General features: G+C 71.6%; 20 protein-coding genes. 8 read left to right on the top strand and 12 right to left on the bottom strand.

From position 1 onward, the window contains the following. Window positions 1-64: 64 nt before the first annotated feature. A complete protein-coding gene (locus ABT041_RS27495; protein ID WP_351189057.1) occupies window positions 65-670 on the top strand; it encodes a flavodoxin family protein in 606 nt (201 codons plus the stop codon). Between the two features lie 60 nt (window positions 671-730). Here ABT041_RS27495 and ABT041_RS27490 read toward each other — a convergent pair whose 3' ends face one another. Both ABT041_RS27490 and ABT041_RS27485 read right to left on the bottom strand, forming a co-directional pair. Continuing rightward, entirely contained in the window at window positions 731-982 is a 252-nt protein-coding gene (locus tag ABT041_RS27490) for a hypothetical protein (RefSeq protein ID WP_351189055.1), read from the bottom strand. After that, window positions 979-1,329, bottom strand: a complete 351-nt coding sequence (locus tag ABT041_RS27485) for a hypothetical protein (protein WP_351189052.1) — start codon at window positions 1,327-1,329, stop codon at window positions 979-981. Before ABT041_RS27485 ends, ABT041_RS27490 begins: the two co-directional genes overlap by 4 nt. Window positions 1,330-1,576: 247 nt before the next feature. Between ABT041_RS27485 and ABT041_RS27480 the strand changes: the two genes are divergently transcribed. Further along, window positions 1,577-2,041 carry a hypothetical protein gene (locus ABT041_RS27480; protein ID WP_351189050.1) on the top strand — a complete coding sequence of 155 codons (465 nt, stop codon included), beginning with the start codon at window positions 1,577-1,579 and terminating at the stop codon, window positions 2,039-2,041. Between the two features lie 21 nt (window positions 2,042-2,062). Here ABT041_RS27480 and ABT041_RS27475 read toward each other — a convergent pair whose 3' ends face one another. Further along, entirely contained in the window at window positions 2,063-2,392 is a 330-nt protein-coding gene (locus tag ABT041_RS27475; protein ID WP_351189047.1) for a hypothetical protein, read from the bottom strand. After that, complete coding sequence (locus ABT041_RS27470) at window positions 2,389-2,574, bottom strand: hypothetical protein (RefSeq protein ID WP_351189045.1); 186 nt, start codon at window positions 2,572-2,574, stop codon at window positions 2,389-2,391. Before ABT041_RS27470 ends, ABT041_RS27475 begins: the two co-directional genes overlap by 4 nt. 150 nt (window positions 2,575-2,724) lie before the next feature. Between ABT041_RS27470 and ABT041_RS27465 the strand changes: the two genes are divergently transcribed. The 3 genes from ABT041_RS27465 to ABT041_RS27455 are packed head-to-tail and all read left to right on the top strand — an operon-like array spanning window position 2,725 to window position 4,394. Further along, complete coding sequence (locus tag ABT041_RS27465) at window positions 2,725-3,009, top strand: GntR family transcriptional regulator (protein ID WP_351189043.1); 285 nt, start codon at window positions 2,725-2,727, stop codon at window positions 3,007-3,009. Window positions 3,010-3,040: 31 nt separating this feature from the next. Then, window positions 3,041-3,493, top strand: coding sequence for a nucleoside deaminase (locus tag ABT041_RS27460; RefSeq protein WP_351189041.1), 453 nt, complete (start codon window positions 3,041-3,043; stop codon window positions 3,491-3,493). Further along, window positions 3,486-4,394: an isopenicillin N synthase family dioxygenase gene (locus ABT041_RS27455; RefSeq protein ID WP_351189039.1), complete on the top strand. Its 909-nt coding sequence runs from the start codon at window positions 3,486-3,488 to the stop codon at window positions 4,392-4,394. The genes ABT041_RS27460 and ABT041_RS27455 overlap by 8 nt, the downstream gene beginning before the upstream one ends. 11 nt (window positions 4,395-4,405) lie before the next feature. Here ABT041_RS27455 and ABT041_RS27450 read toward each other — a convergent pair whose 3' ends face one another. Both ABT041_RS27450 and ABT041_RS27445 read right to left on the bottom strand, forming a co-directional pair. Then, window positions 4,406-4,573, bottom strand: a complete 168-nt coding sequence (locus tag ABT041_RS27450) for a hypothetical protein (RefSeq protein ID WP_351189036.1) — start codon at window positions 4,571-4,573, stop codon at window positions 4,406-4,408. A 109-nt stretch (window positions 4,574-4,682) separates the two neighbouring features. Next, a complete protein-coding gene (locus tag ABT041_RS27445) occupies window positions 4,683-5,030 on the bottom strand; it encodes a hypothetical protein (RefSeq protein WP_351189033.1) in 348 nt (115 codons plus the stop codon). Between the two features lie 161 nt (window positions 5,031-5,191). Here ABT041_RS27445 and ABT041_RS27440 point away from each other — a divergent pair, with 161 nt between their 5' ends. Beyond that, complete coding sequence (locus tag ABT041_RS27440) at window positions 5,192-6,178, top strand: LuxR C-terminal-related transcriptional regulator (RefSeq protein ID WP_351189031.1); 987 nt, start codon at window positions 5,192-5,194, stop codon at window positions 6,176-6,178. 71 nt (window positions 6,179-6,249) lie between these two features. On the opposite strand, the gene ABT041_RS27435 is transcribed toward ABT041_RS27440, so the two are convergent. The 3 genes from ABT041_RS27435 to ABT041_RS27425 form a co-directional block, all read right to left on the bottom strand. Then, a complete protein-coding gene (locus ABT041_RS27435; protein WP_351189028.1) occupies window positions 6,250-7,329 on the bottom strand; it encodes a transglycosylase family protein in 1,080 nt (359 codons plus the stop codon). Window positions 7,330-7,435: 106 nt separating this feature from the next. Then, entirely contained in the window at window positions 7,436-8,725 is a 1,290-nt protein-coding gene (locus ABT041_RS27430; protein WP_351189026.1) for an NlpC/P60 family protein, read from the bottom strand. A 46-nt stretch (window positions 8,726-8,771) separates the two neighbouring features. Beyond that, window positions 8,772-9,641: a hypothetical protein gene (locus ABT041_RS27425; protein ID WP_351189023.1), complete on the bottom strand. Its 870-nt coding sequence runs from the start codon at window positions 9,639-9,641 to the stop codon at window positions 8,772-8,774. A 312-nt stretch (window positions 9,642-9,953) separates the two neighbouring features. Here ABT041_RS27425 and ABT041_RS27420 point away from each other — a divergent pair, with 312 nt between their 5' ends. Further along, the gene (locus ABT041_RS27420; protein WP_351189021.1) at window positions 9,954-12,017 is read left to right on the top strand and encodes an amino acid adenylation domain-containing protein; all 2,064 of its coding nucleotides are present in this window, start codon (window positions 9,954-9,956) and stop codon (window positions 12,015-12,017) included. A gap of 4 nt (window positions 12,018-12,021) precedes the next feature. Beyond that, a complete protein-coding gene (locus tag ABT041_RS27415) occupies window positions 12,022-13,569 on the top strand; it encodes an ABC transporter substrate-binding protein (protein WP_351189018.1) in 1,548 nt (515 codons plus the stop codon). A gap of 8 nt (window positions 13,570-13,577) precedes the next feature. On the opposite strand, the gene ABT041_RS27410 is transcribed toward ABT041_RS27415, so the two are convergent. The 3 genes from ABT041_RS27410 to resB are packed head-to-tail and all read right to left on the bottom strand — an operon-like array spanning window position 13,578 to window position 16,955. Beyond that, on the bottom strand, window positions 13,578-14,129 hold the full coding sequence (locus ABT041_RS27410) for an SRPBCC domain-containing protein (protein WP_351189015.1): 552 nt from the start codon (window positions 14,127-14,129) through the stop codon (window positions 13,578-13,580). Window positions 14,130-14,166: 37 nt separating this feature from the next. Further along, window positions 14,167-15,255 (bottom strand): c-type cytochrome biogenesis protein CcsB, encoded by a 1,089-nt coding sequence (ccsB, locus tag ABT041_RS27405; protein ID WP_502976603.1) that lies wholly within the window; start codon window positions 15,253-15,255, stop codon window positions 14,167-14,169. Then, the gene (gene resB / locus ABT041_RS27400) at window positions 15,252-16,955 is read right to left on the bottom strand and encodes a cytochrome c biogenesis protein ResB (protein WP_351189013.1); all 1,704 of its coding nucleotides are present in this window, start codon (window positions 16,953-16,955) and stop codon (window positions 15,252-15,254) included. The genes ccsB and resB overlap by 4 nt, the downstream gene beginning before the upstream one ends. Window positions 16,956-16,959: the final 4 nt, after the last annotated feature.

Here is a 16,959-nt window from a genome sequence, read left to right as displayed (position 1 = left end):
GAAAAAAGGGAGTTGGCACCGGACACCCCTTGGTTCCCTTGGCCCCCTTGAACCCGGAGCAGACATGACCGCCGAAGACCGCTCGTTCCTCTTCGTCCTGGGCAGCTCCCGCCCGGACGGCAACTCCGAGATCCTGGCCCGCGCGGCCGCCGCGCACCTGCCGCCGGACATCCCGCAGCGCTGGGTGGACCTGAACGAGCCGGCCCTGCGCGACTTCCAGGACGGCCGGCACGAGAGCACCGGCCGGCAGACCGACGAGGCGGAGGAGGAGCTGCGGCGGGCCACGGTGGAGGCGACCGACATCGTGATCGTCTCGCCCCTGTACTGGTACAGCCTCTCCGCCCAGACCAAGCGCTACCTGGACTACTGGTCGGGCTGGTTGAACGTCCCCGGCTCGGACTTCAAGGAGCGCATGGCGGGCGGCACGCTCTGGGGGGTGACGGCGATGGCCCACGACGAGCACGAGGTCGCGGACGGCCTGGTGACGAGCCTGAACCATTCGGCGGCCTACCTGCGAATGCACTTCGGCGGAGTCCTGAAGGGCACGGCCTCCCGCCCGGGCCAGATCCGCGAGGACGAGCAGGCCCTGATCCGCGCGAAGACCTTCTTCCACCAGGAGACCCCGCTGGCCCGCTTCCCGTACGAGGAGGAGACCGCCGCCCTGGCGTGAGGGCCCGGTCGCCGTCCCGCGCCTTGACCCCACGCCCGCGAGATTGCCGGTGCGGTGTTGTCAGAGGTAGGTCACCTGGAGGACGTATCCGCATTCGTAGCGCGGGACGAGAAGGAAGACGAACATCCCGCCCGGAACCCGCACGTGTTCGCTCCTGGGGTTCTCCCCCTGGAACAGGGTGCCGTCGAGGTAGAGGGCTTCCGCTGCCCTGATCAGCTCATCGGCTCGCTTCTCCACCTCGGCGACGAAAGCCGGCGGGGCGCCCCCGACGACGTACTCCTCGCTGGGGTCGTACTCCCACCTCCAGCTCACCCGCCTACCGCCTTGTGGGCGGCACGGACGATGTCCCCGGCCGCTCGTACGTACCGGCGACTCTCCTCCGGGTCCTCGGTGATCTGGGCCAGGTATTCGGCGCGACGCAGTTCGCGGGCGACGTCGGGGAACCGTTCGATCTCGATGACGGCAGCCCACTGGATCAGGAACATGCGCAGGGGGGTGATGCCACTCTGCTCGATGGCCTCCGTCACCGCCGCGCGCTGGCTGGTGTCCATCTCGGGCAACCGCTCGGGAGCAACGACCGCGAGGGCTGCCCGCAGCGCTGCGGGAGTCTGCTCGGGGCGCGGGATGAGTTCTCCGGTCCAGTCAGGCTGTGTCGTCACCATGTCCTCCAAGGGGTGCCCCGGCCAGCGTAACCAGCCGGGGCACAGCCCGCGCCGACCGCAAGTCGATCCAGGCGGAGACCACGAGGAGCGTGGCCGTACGGCTGTGGCGTCTCGCGGGCAGGACGCCGGGTGACCGAGATGTCGCGCCCCCGGAAAGGAAGAGGACGGGGACGCTACTGGTCCGGGGCAGAGCCGCGTGAAAAAGTAGCCGCCCGGCCTGTCTGCAAACCGAACAAGGACTCCTATGACCGACGTAGCGCGCGTACGGCCCTGGGTGGCGGGCGGCATGGCGGTGGCCGTCATCGCGGTGGTGGTGGGCTTCGGGTACGACATCCTCACGGACCTCCGGGGCGGCGGCCGGTCCCCCCTCCACGTGTCCGACGTGGAGGGAGTGTGGATCGCCGCCGAGGATGACGGCGCGCGACTGGTCGTCCGAGGGGACGGCTCGGCCGAGCTGACGCGGGAGGCTCAGGCCGACCTCTGCGGCGGGGCGCCGAGGCCCGAGCCCCGGGCGATACCGGCGACTTGGAACTTCGGCGACTCCGACGACCCCCGGCTGATGAATCTGGAAGTCCGGGATCCCGACTCCGCCGATCCGTGCTGTTTCGATCTCACCGTCGACGGCTCGGGTGCGCGGGCGCGTGTCTCCGGCGTCAGCGTCGGCGCCGGCTCGATCTCCGCGTTCGTACGGGGCGACGCCCCGGTCTGACCCGTCACCCCGGCCGCCGCCTCACGGACGCGCCGGATGGCACAGGCACCCGCACACGAGGTAGCGGACTCCCGGTACGCCGCTGTCGCGGGGCACGTGGTCGCGGCAGCGGTCGTGGCGGCCGATCATGCAGCGCGGTGAGCGGAACTCCGGTTCGGGCGTGAGGGCGTGGGCCAGGAGGGAGACGGTGACCACGTCGGCGATCTCCGGCGTCACCCACCAGCCGTCGCCCGCGCGGTCGCGGTGCGGGCCCTCGTGTCCCACCGTGCGCACGCAGACCGAGCCGCCCCACACCGGGCGTACGACCTCCGCGACGGCGTACACGGAGCGCCGGGCCCCGCAGCGGCTCATCGGGCGCTCCCGACGGCGTGGATGTTGCGGCGGTCGACGTTCACCCCGACCGTGGCCAGCCACAACGCCCTGCGGCGGCGCCGCTGCGCGGTCCGCGTGCGGTGCCTGCCGGTGGGCGGGAGGGTCAGCGTGAGCAGCCAGAGGAGGAGGGGGACCAGGGGGTGCGCGATAAGGTTCCGCACGTCATCAACTCCGTTGGTAGTTGGTGGCCATGCCCCGGGAGGTCTAGCCACCTCGCCGGGGTCTTTGTGTCATACGACCTTACGAGGCATGTATAGCTCTGCATAGCTCACTACTGGTTAGCACAGGTCTTCGATGCTTACGTTGGTCGTGTGACCGACCGCAGAGAGATCCCCGAGTTCAACCCGCAAGGCCCCCAGCTGGTCTACGTCGCGGTGGCCGATCACATCGCCGCCCGCATCGCGGCCGGAGAGCTGGCCGCAGGCGCCCGTCTGCCCGCCGAGCGGGACCTCGCCAAGGAGTACGGCGTCGCCTACCTGACCGTCCGCCGCGCAGCCGGAGTCCTGCGCGAGCGCGGCCTGATCCTCACCGTTCACGGCAAGGGGACCTTCGTCGTCGACCCGCTTCCGACCGACGAGGGCCACCAGCAGGTGTGACGGCCCGGGTCCGTCGGGGAAGCCTTCCCGCATGGACCAGGAACAAGACCGCCGGTGGCTCCGCACCGCCCTCGACGAGGCCCGCACCGGGCTCGCCGAGGGCGGGATCCCCATCGGCGCCGCCCTCTACGGCGCCGACGGCGCCCTGCTCGGGCGCGGGCACAACCGGCGCGTGCAGGACGGGGACCCCTCCACGCACGCCGAGACCGACGCCTTCCGGGCCGCCGGCCGGCAGCGCTCGTACCGGGGGACGACGATGGTCACCACCCTCTCGCCCTGCTGGTACTGCTCCGGGCTCGTGCGGCAGTTCGGGATCTCGCGGGTGGTCGTCGGGGAGGCGGAGACCTTCCACGGCGGGCACGACTGGCTCGCGGAGCACGGCGTCGAGATCGCCGTCCTCGACGATCCCGAATGCGTCGCGCTGATGCGGGAGTTCATCGAGAAGAACCCGGCGCTGTGGAACGAGGACATCGGTGATGAGTGAAGCCGACCTGCCCGTCATCGACCTGACCCGCGATCCCGCACCCCAGCTCCCCGCCGTCGACCGCGCCCTGCGCGAAGCCGGGTTCCTTCTCGTCACCGGGCACGGGGTGGATCCCGGGCTGCGGGCCGCCATTCGGGAGACCGCCCGCGCCTTCTTCCACCTCCCGGCCGCCGTCAAGGAGCCGTACGCCGTGCGCGTCGGCGGGCGGGGGTGGCTCGGGCCCGGGGCCGAGGCCAACGGGTACGCGGAGGGGACGGCGACCCCGCCCGACCTGAAGGAGTCGCTCTCCTTCGCGGCCGAGGAGCCCACCGGGGATCCCGCGGTGGACGCCGAGTGGTTCCTGCCCAACACGTGGCCCGCCGAGGTGCCCGAGCTCAGGCCGCTGGTCGAGACCTACCTGGGCGCCATGAAGTCGCTCTCCGACCGGGTGCTCGATCTGCTCGGTGTCGCGCTCGGCGAGGAGCGCGACTTCTTCACCCGGCACACCGGGCATCCCACCTTCGGCTTCAACATCAACTGGTACCCGGGGCGCGAGCGGACCGGTGATCCGGAGCCCGGGCAGTTCCGCATCGGACCGCACACGGACTTCGGCACGGTCACCGTCCTCGACCGGGAGGCGGGGAAGGGGGGACTTCAGGTGTTCACCGACGGTGCCGGGTGGCAGGACGCCCCGTTCGACCCGGCCGCGTTCACCGTCAACATCGGCGATCTGATGGCGGGGTGGACCGGTGGGCGGTGGCGGTCCGGGCGGCATCGTGTGCTGCCGCCGCCGGCCGACGCGCCCGCCGAGGAGCTGATGTCGCTGGTCTACTTCTACGAGTGCACGCCAGGGACGACCATCCACGGCATCGAGTCGCACGCGTACCTGCGCGGCCAACTCGACGCCATCGCCGCCGAGTGACGCTCCCCGGACTACTGCCAGCCGAAGTCGTTGGTGCCGGTGCCGGTGTCGCCGGTGACGGACTGGGCCGACACCACGGTGTCCTGGGCGGCCTCCGCGGCCACCGTGGGGAGCAGGAGGGCGGCGAGGGCGCAGACGAGAACCGCGGTGGTCCGGACGGGACGGATGCTGCTGGTCATGGGAGGCACCTTTCAGGGGTGATACGGAGTGGGAACGGGTCCGGCCTCGTACCCCGCGGTGGTGCGGGCCGGTGGTCGCCTCCGGAGCTCCTCGCCCCTTCGGCACGTCCTACTCTGCTCGGCCGGACGGGCCTCGGGTAGGCCTGCCGGGTGGCCCCAAGAGGCCATGACCCAATGGGGCCAGGAAGGCGGCCTCGGCCCGCCGCAGCCGCCAGCCGGTGAAGCCCGGGTGCCGGCTGAGGAGCCGCTCGCAGAGCGCCGCCGTACGGGCCTCGGCCTGGGCGAGCGAGTCCGCGAGGAGGTAGACCCCGAGGACGGGGCCGCGTGGCCCGTTCGCATGGGCGCTGACGTGCTCGACCCCCTCCTCGGGGCGGGCGAGCCCCAGCGCCCTGGCGGCGGCGTCGCAGGGCATCAACATTCCGGCGGGCGAGGCGAGTTGGGCGTGGATCAGGTACATGGGAACCAGAGTGTCAAGCCGGGACCCGATTCCACGACAACTCCCGGTGGCCCCTTCATGCCCTGGACGGAAACGTCCAACCTCCCCTCCCGTCCACCATGATCACGAACGTCGTGCGACGATCCCTGTGATCAACCATCGTGCGAGGGGGGGCCTCCAGGATGCTCACGCTGTTGGGACTGGACCAGAAGACCGAATCCGTCTACCGCGCCATGCTGGCGTATCCGGGCGACGGAGTCGTCGCCATCGGGACGAGGATCGGGTTCGCGGAGGAGGACGTGAGGGGAGCGCTCGACCGGCTCAGTGAGATCGGCCTGGTCCGCTCCTCGTACGACTCCCCCGGGACGCTGCGCGCGGTGAGCCCGGACGTCGGTCTCGAGCTGCTGCTCGCCCGGCAGCAGGCCGAGCTCCTCGCCCAGCAGCAGCGGGTCGAGGAGAGCCGCGCGGCCGCCGCGCAGCTCATCGCCGAGTACACGCAGCTGCGGCCGCAGACCGCCGAGCCGGGGGTCGAGCACCTGATCGGCCTGGACGAGATCCGCGACCGCCTGGCCTCGCTGCACCGGCAGGTCCGGGAAGAGGTCATGATCTTCGCGCCCGAGGGCGCGCAGTCGCAGGACAACCTGGACGCCTCGAAACCGCTGGACGTCGCCCTGCTCGAGCGCGGGGTCCGGATGCGGACCGTCTACCTGGACAGCATCCGCAACAGCCCGCACACCATGGCGTACGCGGAGTGGCTCGGCACGCTCGGCCGGCAGGCCCGTACCGTCCCCACGCTGCCCGTACGGCTGATCATCATCGACCGTGCGACCGCGGTGATGCCGGTCAGCAGTGACGATTCGGCGGCCGGCGCGGTGGTCATCACCGGCCAGGGGACCGTCACCGCGCTCTGCGCCCTCTTCGAGACGGTGTGGGAGGGCGCGAAGCCGCTGGGCGAGCCGGTGACCGAGGAGGACGGCGAGCTCACCGACACCGAGGCCACCACGCTGCGGCTGCTCGCGAGCGGCCTGACGGACGAGGCGATCGCCAAGCGTCTCGGCGTCTCCCACCGGACCGCCCGCCGGACGGCGACCCAGCTCATGGAGCGCCTGGGCGCGCGCAGCCGCTTCGAGGCGGGCGTGCGCGCGGTCCAGCGGGGCTGGCTCCGCTAGGAACCGGCCGGGAAGACGGAGGGGGCGGGGCGGGAGTCGTCTCCCGCCCCGCCCCGCACCTCTCCGGGGTCCTACTTGCCGTCCCAGTCGCCGGCGACCGGGATCATGCCGTCCCCGCCGAAGTTGAACTCGTAGTCGGCGACGTTGTTCGTGTTCTGGTTGTTGATCGAGAAGACGTGGGTGCTCGGCAGCCAGACCGCGACCGTGTCCTTGCCGTCCCGGTCGAAGTCGCCCACGACCGGCTTGTGGCCGACGGTGCCGTACACGAACTCGTAGTCGTTGCCGCCGGCGTTCGGCGCGTTGCGGAGGTGGACCTTGCGGGTGGCGGGGTCGTACATGCCGATTCCGCTTCCGCCGATGCCGTCCCAGTCGCCGGCCAGCGGGATCATGCCGTCGTCGCCGTAGACGAAGACCTTCTCGGCCGCGCCGGCGGTGTTCGAGTTGCGCAGGTAGAAGGTGTGGTTCGAGGGGCGCCAGACGCCGATGGTGTCGGTGCCGTTGCCGTCCCAGTCGCCGACGACCGGGATGTCGCCGAGGCTGCCGAAGCTGACCTCGTAGCTGTTGCCGCCGGCGTTGGGCGAGTTGCGCAGGTAGAAGGTGTGCGTGGCCGGGTCGAACATGCCGACGCCGTCGCCGCCGACACCGTCCCAGTTGCCCGTGAGCGGCTTCATGCCCGTGGCGCCGAAGACGAAGTCGCCCGCGTCGTTGCCGCCCGCGTTCGCGGTGTTGCGCAGGTGGAAGTAGTGGTTCGACGGGTCCCACATGCCGATGCCGTCCTGGCGGGCGAAGACCGGGTCGGCGGGGTCGGAGCCGAGGCCGACCTGGGGGCCGCAGTTGGGCCACTGGTTCTCGCCGTACGTGTCGAGGAGCTTCTCGCCGACGAGGATCTGCTCCTCGCGGGTCGCCTGGTGGGGGTACGCGGCGTACTGGGTGCCGCCCATGGACTGCCAGGTGCTCAGGCTGAACTGGATGCCGCCGTAGTAGCCGTTGCCGGTGTTGAGGGACCAGTCGCCGCCGCTCTCGCACTGGGCGAGCTTGTCCCAGGTGGCGACGGAGGCCGCGGTGGCCTGCCCGGTGCCGAGCGCCAGGGAGGCGAGGAGGGTGCCCGCGGCGAGGGCGAGCGTGGACAGACGGGAGGAAAGGGAGTTCATGGCGGGACCTCGGTGCGTGGGAGAGAGGGAGGAGGCAGGGGGCGGCGGCGCCGGGACGGGGGGCCCGGCGCCGCCGTGAGGGCCTGTCGGGCAGGCCCTGCGGGTCCTACTTGCCGTCCCAGTCGCCGGCGACCGGGATCATGCCGTCTCCGCCGAAGTTGAACTCGTAGTCGGCGACGTTGTTCGTGTTCTGGTTGTTGATGGAGAAGACGTGGGTGTTCGGCATCCACACCGCGACCGTGTCCTTGCCGTCGCCGTCGAAGTCGCCCACGACCGGCTTGTGGCCGACGGTGCCGTACTGGAACTCGAAGTCGTTGCCGCCCGCGTTGGTGGCGTTGCGCAGGTAGACCATGCGGGTGGCCGGGTCGTACATGCCGATGCCGTCCGCGCCGACGCCGTCCCAGTCACCGGCCAGCGGGATCATGCCGTCGCCGCCGTAGACGAAGGACTTGTCCGCCACACCGCTGGTGTTGGAGTTCTTCAGGTAGAAGGTGTGGTTCGACGGACGCCACACGCCGACGGTGACCGTGCCGTTGCCGTCCCAGTCGCCCATGACCGGGATGTCGCCGATGCTGCCGAAGTTGACCTCGTAGCTGTTGCCGCCGGCGTTGGCCGAGTTGCGCAGGTAGAACATGTGGTTCGACGGGTCGTACATGCCGACGCCGTCGGTGCCGACGCCGTCCCAGTCGCCGGTGAGCGGGACCATGCCCGTGGCGCCGAAGACGAAGTCGCCCGCGTCGTTGCCGCCCGCGTTCGCGGTGTTGCGCAGGTGGAAGTAGTGGTTCGACGGGTCCCACATGCCGATGCCGTCGCTGCCGCCGTCGATGGCCTTCTTGTAGCGGAGGGCCTTGTAGTCGCCGTTCGGGTGGCCGTCGATGGTGGAGGCGTTGATGGACATGCCGGTGATGTGCTTCACCGGGGTCGAGCCGAAGCTGTAGTACGAGAACGTGGTGTGCGCGGCGTCGTCCCACTTGTCGAAGAGGATGACGTGGTCGTAGTAGCTGTTGAGGACGTCACCCGCCTTCAGCTGGCTGCGGGAGATCTCGTACGTGTCGGTGCTGTTCGCGATGCCGACGGTGTTGAGGCTGTCGGACAGGTGCCAGGCCATCGACACGTAGCCGGAGCAGTCCGTGCGGTAGTACTTGCCGTCGGAGTCGGGGTACGAGCCGCCCTGGTTGTACGTGAGGTTCTTGCCGAGCCAGTACTTGGCACGCTCGATGATCTCGCTTCTGGTGATGTAGCCACCGACCGTCGACGAGGAGACCGTGGCGGCCGCGAGGGTCGTGGTCATGGCGGGCGCGGCGGCCTGGGCGGGGGCGGCGGTGAGGGCGGCGCCGGCGAGGCCCGCGAGGGCGAGGGTGGCGGCGGCGCGGACGACGGAACGGTCGATGGACACAGGTGTCTCCTGGAAAGAGGTGGGAAAGGGGCTGATCCGCTCGGGATCACTTGTCGAGCTGTGCGCCGAGGGTCCGCAGGACGGCGGTGTCCCCTCGGAAGTCGTAGGAGGGCGCGGCGGCTTCGGAGGCCACCTCGTCGAAGTGCAGGAGCGCGAGCTCCCGGCCCTGCTGGACGGCGTAGACGTGGTTGGCCTGGTCGCCGGGGGACGAGAGGCCCTGGACGCCGGTCCAGCGGCGCTGCCAGGCCGTGCCGTCGGCGGTCGTCGCCGTCTGGCGCACGGCGGCGTCCTGGGGCAGGGCGTTCTGCTTCTGGAGTGCGCGGCTGGTGGCCTCGCAGGTGTTCATCGCGTCGACGGTGGCGCGGTACGCGGCCTTCGCGGTGGCCTCGTCGGGGAAGGTGAGGGTGTCCTGGACGGCGATGATGTCGCGGGTGGTGCCGAGGAAGCCCTGCTGGTGCCACGCGGTGGCGCGGTCCAGGGTGACGCACTCGTTGAGCTGGAACTCCCCGACGAGCGGGAGGGACTTGACCTCTCCCATGGGCTTCCACTGCTGGCGGTCGTTGTCCGGGAGTTGGACCGGGTCGAGAGCCGGGGCGGGCTTCCGGTTGCTCGCGGGGGTGCGGGGCGGGGTGCTCTGCGCGACCGTCGGCGGGGTGCTGGGGGGAGTGGCGGCCGGCGCCTTCGTCCGTACGGGAGCGGTCGTTCGTACGGGGTCGGTGGTGGTGGCGGACGGGGCCGCCGTCGTGGCCCCCGGCGTCGCCGCTCCGGTGGTGGCCGGGGCCGCGGCGGAGGCGGTCGGGGCGTCGGTCGCGGAGGCGATGGCCTGCTGGCTCACGCCGTAGACGGCGGCCGCGGCGAGGAGGCCGGCGCCGGCGAGAACGGCGTGGCGGGACCGACGCTTCCGTGACATAGACATGACAGATCTCCGGTGAGAAGGATGCGCGAGCGGGTTCCGGCGGGAGGCTGGAGCCTCTCGCTCCGCCGGGCTTCCCCGGCGGCGATCACTATCCTGCGCGGCCCCTGCCAGCCGCGGAACACCTTCCGGCTGGCCCCAACGGGCCATGGCCCCTTCTGTCCCGGCGCCACCTCCGAAGCACCCGGTGAAGCACCCGCGAAGCACGCGTCGAAGAGAAGAACGAAAAGCCTGGCTACTTCCCAACACCCTGTCGATATCCTGGACTTGACGATGTGACGGGGCACATCTCGTGGGGAAGCAGGGGGGTTGCGGGTGGACAGAGAGCTGTACGGCCGCGAGGCGGTCCTGGACGACGGCGGGCTCGTCGCGCGGCTCGTCGGGCTCACCGCCAAGGGGGCCGCGCGCGTCGCGTACGAGCACGGCGACGACCCGCCGGTCACCGTCTTCACCGGCGGGCGCGGCATGGGGAAGACCGCCCTGCTCAAGGAGGTCCGCAACCGCTACAAGGGCTACACCCCGCTCGCGTTCCTCGACTGCGCCCACATCGAACCGCCCGCCGACCACGGCCCCGGCTGGACCCCGGTCACCGGCGCGCTCGCCGAACTGGCCGTGCAGCTGTCGCCGAAGGTCCTCGGTGCCCGGCCCGTGCGGTTCCCCCGGCTCTCCCTCGGCCTGGTCGCGGTCGCCGCGCTCGGCTGGTCCCAGGAGGACGACGAGCGGGCCCGGCGCGACCTCCAGCGGCTCGGGCCGCTCCTCGCGACCGTCGACGCGACCCGCGGCGCCGCCGCCAACTGGGTCGGCAAGGTCCTCGCCAAGCTCGCCGCCACCTTCGCCGACGCCGCCGTCCCGCTCGCCGGACTGCTCGCCGAGGCGACCGTGGAGACCGTCCTGGAGGAGGTGTTCGGCCGGCTCCAGCGCGCCTCCGAGAGCTGGTACGGCAGCTACCGCAACGCCGGCGGACGCGGCAAGGCCGGACTCCAGCAGCTCGCCGTCGACTTCGAGCAGGGCGGCCGGCGCCGCAGCGAGGCCGAGGCCTTCCTCGTCGGCGCGCTCACCGAGGACCTGCTGACCGCCTACACCGGGCTGCGCCGCGGCAGCCGCGTCGGCAGGCCCCTGCTCCTCCTCGACAACGCCCACGAGCCGCTCGGACGGCAGCTCGTCGAGCCCATCCTGCGCGCCCGCGCCGCCGAGGGCCGCCGCGACAAGGTCGTCGTCCTCGCCGGCTCCCGGATCCGCGACCACGAGGGCCTGCGCCAGGCCGTCCGCACCCGACTGCCGGAGACCGCGCACCGGGCGCCCTGCCCGCGCGGCACGAGCGTCGGCTCCGGCATCCTCGCCGTCGAACTGACCCCGCTCTCCCCCGCCCAGACCCGGTCCGCCTTCGACCGCCACGACCCCGCGGGCCGCACCCCCGCCGAACTCGCCCGCGCCGTCCACCGGCTGACCGGCGGCCGCCCCCTCGGCGTGGCCCTGCTCGGCCAGGCCGTCCGCCAGACCCCCGCCGAGCGGCGGCCCGGCCTCACCCCGGGCCGGCTCCTCGACCTCACCGTCGAGTTACGCGAGGACGCCCCGCCGGTGCCCGTCGCCCCCACCCTCCTCGCCGACCTCCTGCCGGTGCGCCGGCCGGGGCCGTACGCCGTCCTCGCCGCGACCCACGACGAGGAGTCCGCCCGGATGCTCGCCCACGCCCGCCTCCAGGCCGAGTCCCTGGACGGGGACGTGGCCCTGCGGGTCCGCGACCAGCTGCGCTCCGAGGACTGGGGCGAGGGCCCCGCCCACTTCGTCGCCGACCCGCTGCTGCGCGCGCTGCTCCTGTACCGGCTCCGCTTCGAGGACGACGACCATCCGCGGTACGCCGCCTGGCACGCCGTCCACGAGACCCTCTACCGGCACTACGGCCCGGCCCCCGGCCCGTACCGCCTCCACCACGCCCTCGCCCTCGGCCGCGCCGAGGAGGCCGTCACCCACCTGCGGGAGACCTTCCCCCGGCAGGACGTCCTCGGCTGGCTCGGCCGGCTCCGGTTCATCGCCGCCGCCCCCCACCCGCGCGAGCGCGACCGGCCCGGACCCGACCCGCGCCGCGCGGTCGCCCTCGGCGAGGAGCCGGCCGCCGCCCTCCCCGACGGCCTCGACGCCGACACCACCGCCCTCCACCTCTCCGTACGGCGCCTGCTGCACGCCGTATGGCTGCTCACCGATCCGCTCGCACTGCCCGACGACGAGGTCACCGACCTGCTCGCGCACGAACTGCGCAGGCTCTCCGGCCGCCATCTGACGGGCAGCGGTTCACTCTGGGACGCGGCGGGCCAGTGGCCGCGCGACATCCGTGCCTGGCGGGAGCTGTCGCTGCCGCCGGCCCGTGAGAACGGAGTCTGACGCCATGCCCGATCCCTTCACCGCCCGGCTCCGCCGGCGCGTCCGCACCCCCCGCCAGAAGCTCGTCGCCTCCCTCGTCACCGCCGCCGTCGTCCTCGGCCTCGGCGGTTACGGCTTCGCCCGGCTCACCGAGCCGGAAAACCGTTCCTGCGCAGCCGGGGTGGCCCGCCCCGCCGACAGCGACGAATGCGTCGGCGTCAACGGCACCGGCCACGACTTCGGCTTCGCCGACCTCAAGGACATCGCCGAGACCATCCGCGCCGAGAACGCCACGCTGAAGGACGGCGAGTACGTCACCGTCGCCGTCCTCCTCCCCCTCACCTCCACCGACGCCGGCATGCGCATCAAGGTCCTGCACGAGGTCCAGGGCGCGTACGCCTACCAGCGCCGGGCCAACCAGGAGTCCAACGGCCGGCGCCCCACCATCCGCCTCGTCCTCGCCAACACCGGCCAGGGCAACGCCCACTGGCGCACCACCGTCGACCAGCTCGTCGCCATGGCCGACGGCCCCGAACGGCTGCGGGCCGTCTCCGGCATCGCCACCTCCTCCACCGAGATGCGCGAGGCCGTCACCGCCCTCACCCGCGCCAAGGTCGCCGTCGTCGGCACCACCATCACCGCCGACGACATCGCCAACGGCCCCGGCGGCAAGCCCTACCCCGGCCTCGCCCGCGTCTCCCCCACCAACAGCGACGAGGCCAAGGCGCTCGCCCACTTCGGCCGGGTCGACGCCGCGAAGGCGCTCCTCGTCCAGGACACCCGCAGCGGCGACCACTACGTCGACACCCTGAAGGCCGCGTTCGCCGCGTCCCTGAAGAACGCGCCCCTGGAGCCCCAGGAGTTCACCTCCGCCCCGGACCCCACCCAGGAGGGCACGACCGCCAACACCTTCACCAACATCACCCACCTGATCTGCGACACCCGCGCCGAGACCGTCTTCTTCGCCGGCCGCCACACCCAGCTGCGCCAGTTCATCAACGCGCTCGGCGACCGCGGCTGCGTCGACCGCGCCTTCACCGTCCTGACCGGCGACGAGGGCTCGTACCTGGGCGCGGACAAGAAGCTCGACCGCAAGGCCCTCAAGGGCAAGCTGACCGTGCGGTACGCGTCCCTGGCCCACCCCGACGCCTGGAAACCGGCGCCCGGGCGGAAGGTCCCGGCGACGGGCGGCTCCGAGCAGGCGTACGCGGACTTCGTGGCGGACATCGCCAAGGCCGCCCCGAAGGACGGTCCGGTGGCGCTCGCGGACGGCCAGGCGATCATCGCGTACGACGCCATGGCGACGGCGGTCCACGCGATCCGCCAGGCCACCCCCGAGGGTGCGGCCTATCCGGCGAAGGAGGACGTCGGCACGCAGTGGCCGCAGGTCAAGGGCTCACTGCGGGTGGAGGGCGCGAGCGGCTGGATCTGCCTGGACAACTACGGAAACCCGTACAACAAGGCGGTCCCGATCGTGGAACTGACCCAGGACGGCACACAACGCTTCGTCCAGACGGCCTGGCCGGAGGGCCACCCCCCGACGGACACCTGCCTGCCCCCGAAGCGGGGGTGAGCCTACGGCTACCACTTGGGCCAGGGCTCTTCGTCCCGGGCGTACAGGTCCCGCAGGTGCTGCCACCGCTCCGGCGACCAGTCACGCCAGTCCGTGGGGTGACCGGCAAGCGCGGCGCGCAGCCGCTCGAAGTGCTCGTGCCACCCCGCCAGGCAGTCCAGCCGGTACTCCCGCGTCCCACGGAACTCGTTCGTGAAACGCAGCACGGTCGACCCGCCGCCGTCGGACCCCGGCTCCAGATGGAACCGGATCCGCCCGTGCGTCGGGCCGACCGTGTACTCGGCCACGTAATCGGGGTCCCAGGCCGTCACCTGCCCCGAGACCTCGGTGTCACCCGGGAGCGGAGCTCCCTGGTCAGGCACAGTCAGCCAGCGGAGCGTGACCTTCCCGCCCAGCCGCGGCTCCAGCGGATCCGCCTCGCAGAGCCAGCCCGGCAGGCCCTCGGGCGAGGCGACGGCCGCCCAGACCATCGGCATCGGCTGTGGGAGGTCCACGACGAAATGCAGCAGATGCCGGTCGCCGTCGTGGGTCTCGCTCCTGCCCCGGGGGATCTCGCTCATACCTCCAGCGTCACCCCGGGGCAGGCCCGGTGCCAGCTCAGACGCCCGCGTACGAGTGCTTGCTGCTGACGAAGATGTTGACGCCGTAGTAGTTGAAGAGGAAGCAGGCGAAGGCGATGAGCGCGATGTACGCGGCCTTACGCCCCTTCCAGCCGGCCGTCGCGCGCGCGTGCAGGTACGCCGCGTAACCGACCCACGTGATGAAGGACCAGACCTCCTTGGCGTCCCAGCCCCAGTACCGGCCCCACGCGTCGCCGGCCCAGATCGCACCGGCGATGATCGTGAAGGTCCAGAGCGGGAAGACGGCCGCGTTCACCCGGTAGGCGAACTTGTCCAGCGAGGCCGCGGCGGGCAGCCGCTCCAGGACGGAGCGGGCGAAGGAGCCCGGGTTGCCGCCGGTCGCGAGCTTGTTCTCGTACGAGTCGCGGAAGAGGTACAGCAGGGTCGCGACCGCGCCGAGGTAGAACACCGCGCCGCAGAAGATCGCGGTGGAGACGTGGATCCACAGCCAGTACGAGTCCAGCGCCGGGACCAGCTGGTCGCTGGGGGTCTTCAGCCAGGTGACGGCCATGCCCAGGTCGAGCAGGACGGTCGTGACCAGGGGGAGGCCGATCCAGCGGACGTTCTTCTTCGCGACGAGGAAGCCGAGGTACGCGCCGACCGCCACCGTCGAGAAGGTGGTGGAGAACTCGTACATGTTGCCCCAGGGGGCCCGCTGCACGGAGAGCGCCCGCGAGACCACGCCCGCCGCCTCGATCGCGAAGGCGAGGACGGTGAGCGAGACGGCGATACGGCCGTACAGGTCGCCCTTGACCGTGCCGCCGGCCGCGCCGGGACCGTCCGGCACGTCACGGCTGCCGGCCGAGGAGCGCGTGACGACCTTCGGCTTGTCGAGGACGGCGGTGCCTCCGCCCTTCTTGACCTGCACGGTCACGGCGGCGGCCGGGGCGCCCGAGGCCTGCTGCGTGAGGGCGGCGGCGGTGCGGCCGACCTTGCTGCGGCTGCCGAACACCCACTCGGCGATGTGGGCGAAGAAGGCCAGGGTGTAGACGGCCATCGAGGAGTAGATGAGCAGGTCGCTCAGTTGCGCCAGGCTCTCGTTGGTCGTCGTGGCGGCGAGGATCACTTGTCGGCCTCTCCAGAAGGGGCAGGGTCTTCCGCGGGTTCTTCCGCGGGTTCCGGTACTGAGGCCGTCGGCGGGGCCTGTGCCGTGAGAGCGAGGGCCAGGTCGCCCAGCTCCTCCGGCAGCTTGGCGGACTCGCTCCGGCCGAGCCCGGCCATCTCGACGACGGTCACGCCGTCCTCACCGCGCACGGCCCGGACCCAGACCCGGCGCCGCTGGATGAACAGCGAACCGGTCAGGCCGGCGATCGCGGCGATCGCACCCGTGAGGGCGAGCCCGTTGCCGGGCTGCTGCGAGATCTGGAAGCTCGCCCACTCCTTGACGTCCTTCTCGAAGGTGATCGAGCCGGCGCCGTCCGGCAGCGTCATGGTCTCGCCCGGCAGAAGGCGGTTGGCCTTGCCGGTGCCGCCCGTGACGTCGAACTGCTTCATCTTGGAGGAATCGAGCTGGTACACGTTCTGCGGCAGGCCGGAGTTCACGCGCAGGTCGCCGTGGAAGCCGGTGAGCGCCATGACGGGGAAGTCGAGCGCGGGGAACTGCGAGAACATCGTGCCCTTGCCGGCGCCCGCGAACGTCGGCACGAAGAAGGCCTGGAAGCCCAGCTGCTCCTTCTTGCCGTTCTTGTCGCGGTAGCCGTCCATGACCTTGATCGCGCCGGTCGACGTGATGTTGTTGTCGATCGGCAGCAGCGGCACGGCGCCGTGGAAGACGGTCTTGCCGCGGCCGTCCTTGACGGTGACCACGGGCGCGTACCCGTGGGCGATCAGATAGACCTTGGAGTCGCCGACCTTCAGCGGCTCGTTGACCTTGATGACCGCCTTCTTGTCGGCGCCGCCCTGCGAGTAGCTGACGGCCGCCTCGAAGGTGCGCGGGGTGCCGCGCTGGGGGCCGTTCTTCTCGTACGTGCCGTTGAAGGACTCCAGCTTGAAGCTGAACGGCTCCAGCTCGTCGACGCCGAACTGGGAGCCGGACTTGAAGTCGTCGTACTGCGTGAGCGTGTTGGAGAAGCCGTCGCCCTCGACGATCAGCTTGCCGCCCTCGGACTTGAAGAGCTGGCCCCAGGCAAAGGCGACGAGCATGACGATCAGGGCGACGTGGAAGGCCAGGTTCCCGGCCTCACGGAGGTAGCCCTTCTCGGCGGCGACCGCGTCGCCCGCCGTGTGGGCGCGGAAGCGGCGGCCCTTGAGGAGGCCGAGCGCGGCCTCGCGGACCTGCTCGGGCTCGGCCTCGGTGCGCCAGGTGGTGTACGCGGGGAGCCGGTCGAGGCGCCGGGGGGCGCCCGGCGGGCGGCTGCGGAGCTGGCCGACGAACTGCCAGCTGCGGGGCAGGATGCAGCCGATGAGGGAGACGAACAGCAGGATGTAGATCGCGGAGAACCACACCGAGCTGTAGACGTCGAAGAACTGGAGCTTCTCGTACAGCGGGGTGAGCGTCTCGTGGGCGGCCTTGAAGGTCTGCACCTTCAGCTCGTCCGCGCTGGTCTGCGGGATGAGGGAGCCGGGGACGGCGCCCAGGGAGAGCATGAACAGCAGGATCAGCGCGACCCGCATGGAGGTCAGCTGCCGCCAGAACCAGCGGATCCAGCCGACGACCCCCAGGGTGGGGCCGCCGACGACGGTGTCCTCCTGGGGGGCGGTCGACAGCTGGGCGCCGGCCGCCTCGTCGGCGGTGCGCCCGGTGTCCGTCGTATCGGTCTTGCTCATGGAA

It is taken from the genome of Streptomyces sp. NPDC002825, assembly GCF_040295385.1.
In the GTDB taxonomy this organism is placed as follows: domain Bacteria; phylum Actinomycetota; class Actinomycetes; order Streptomycetales; family Streptomycetaceae; genus Streptomyces.
The sequence above is the reverse complement of the archived record's forward strand: the minus strand, read 5'-3'. Positions and strand labels throughout refer to the sequence as shown.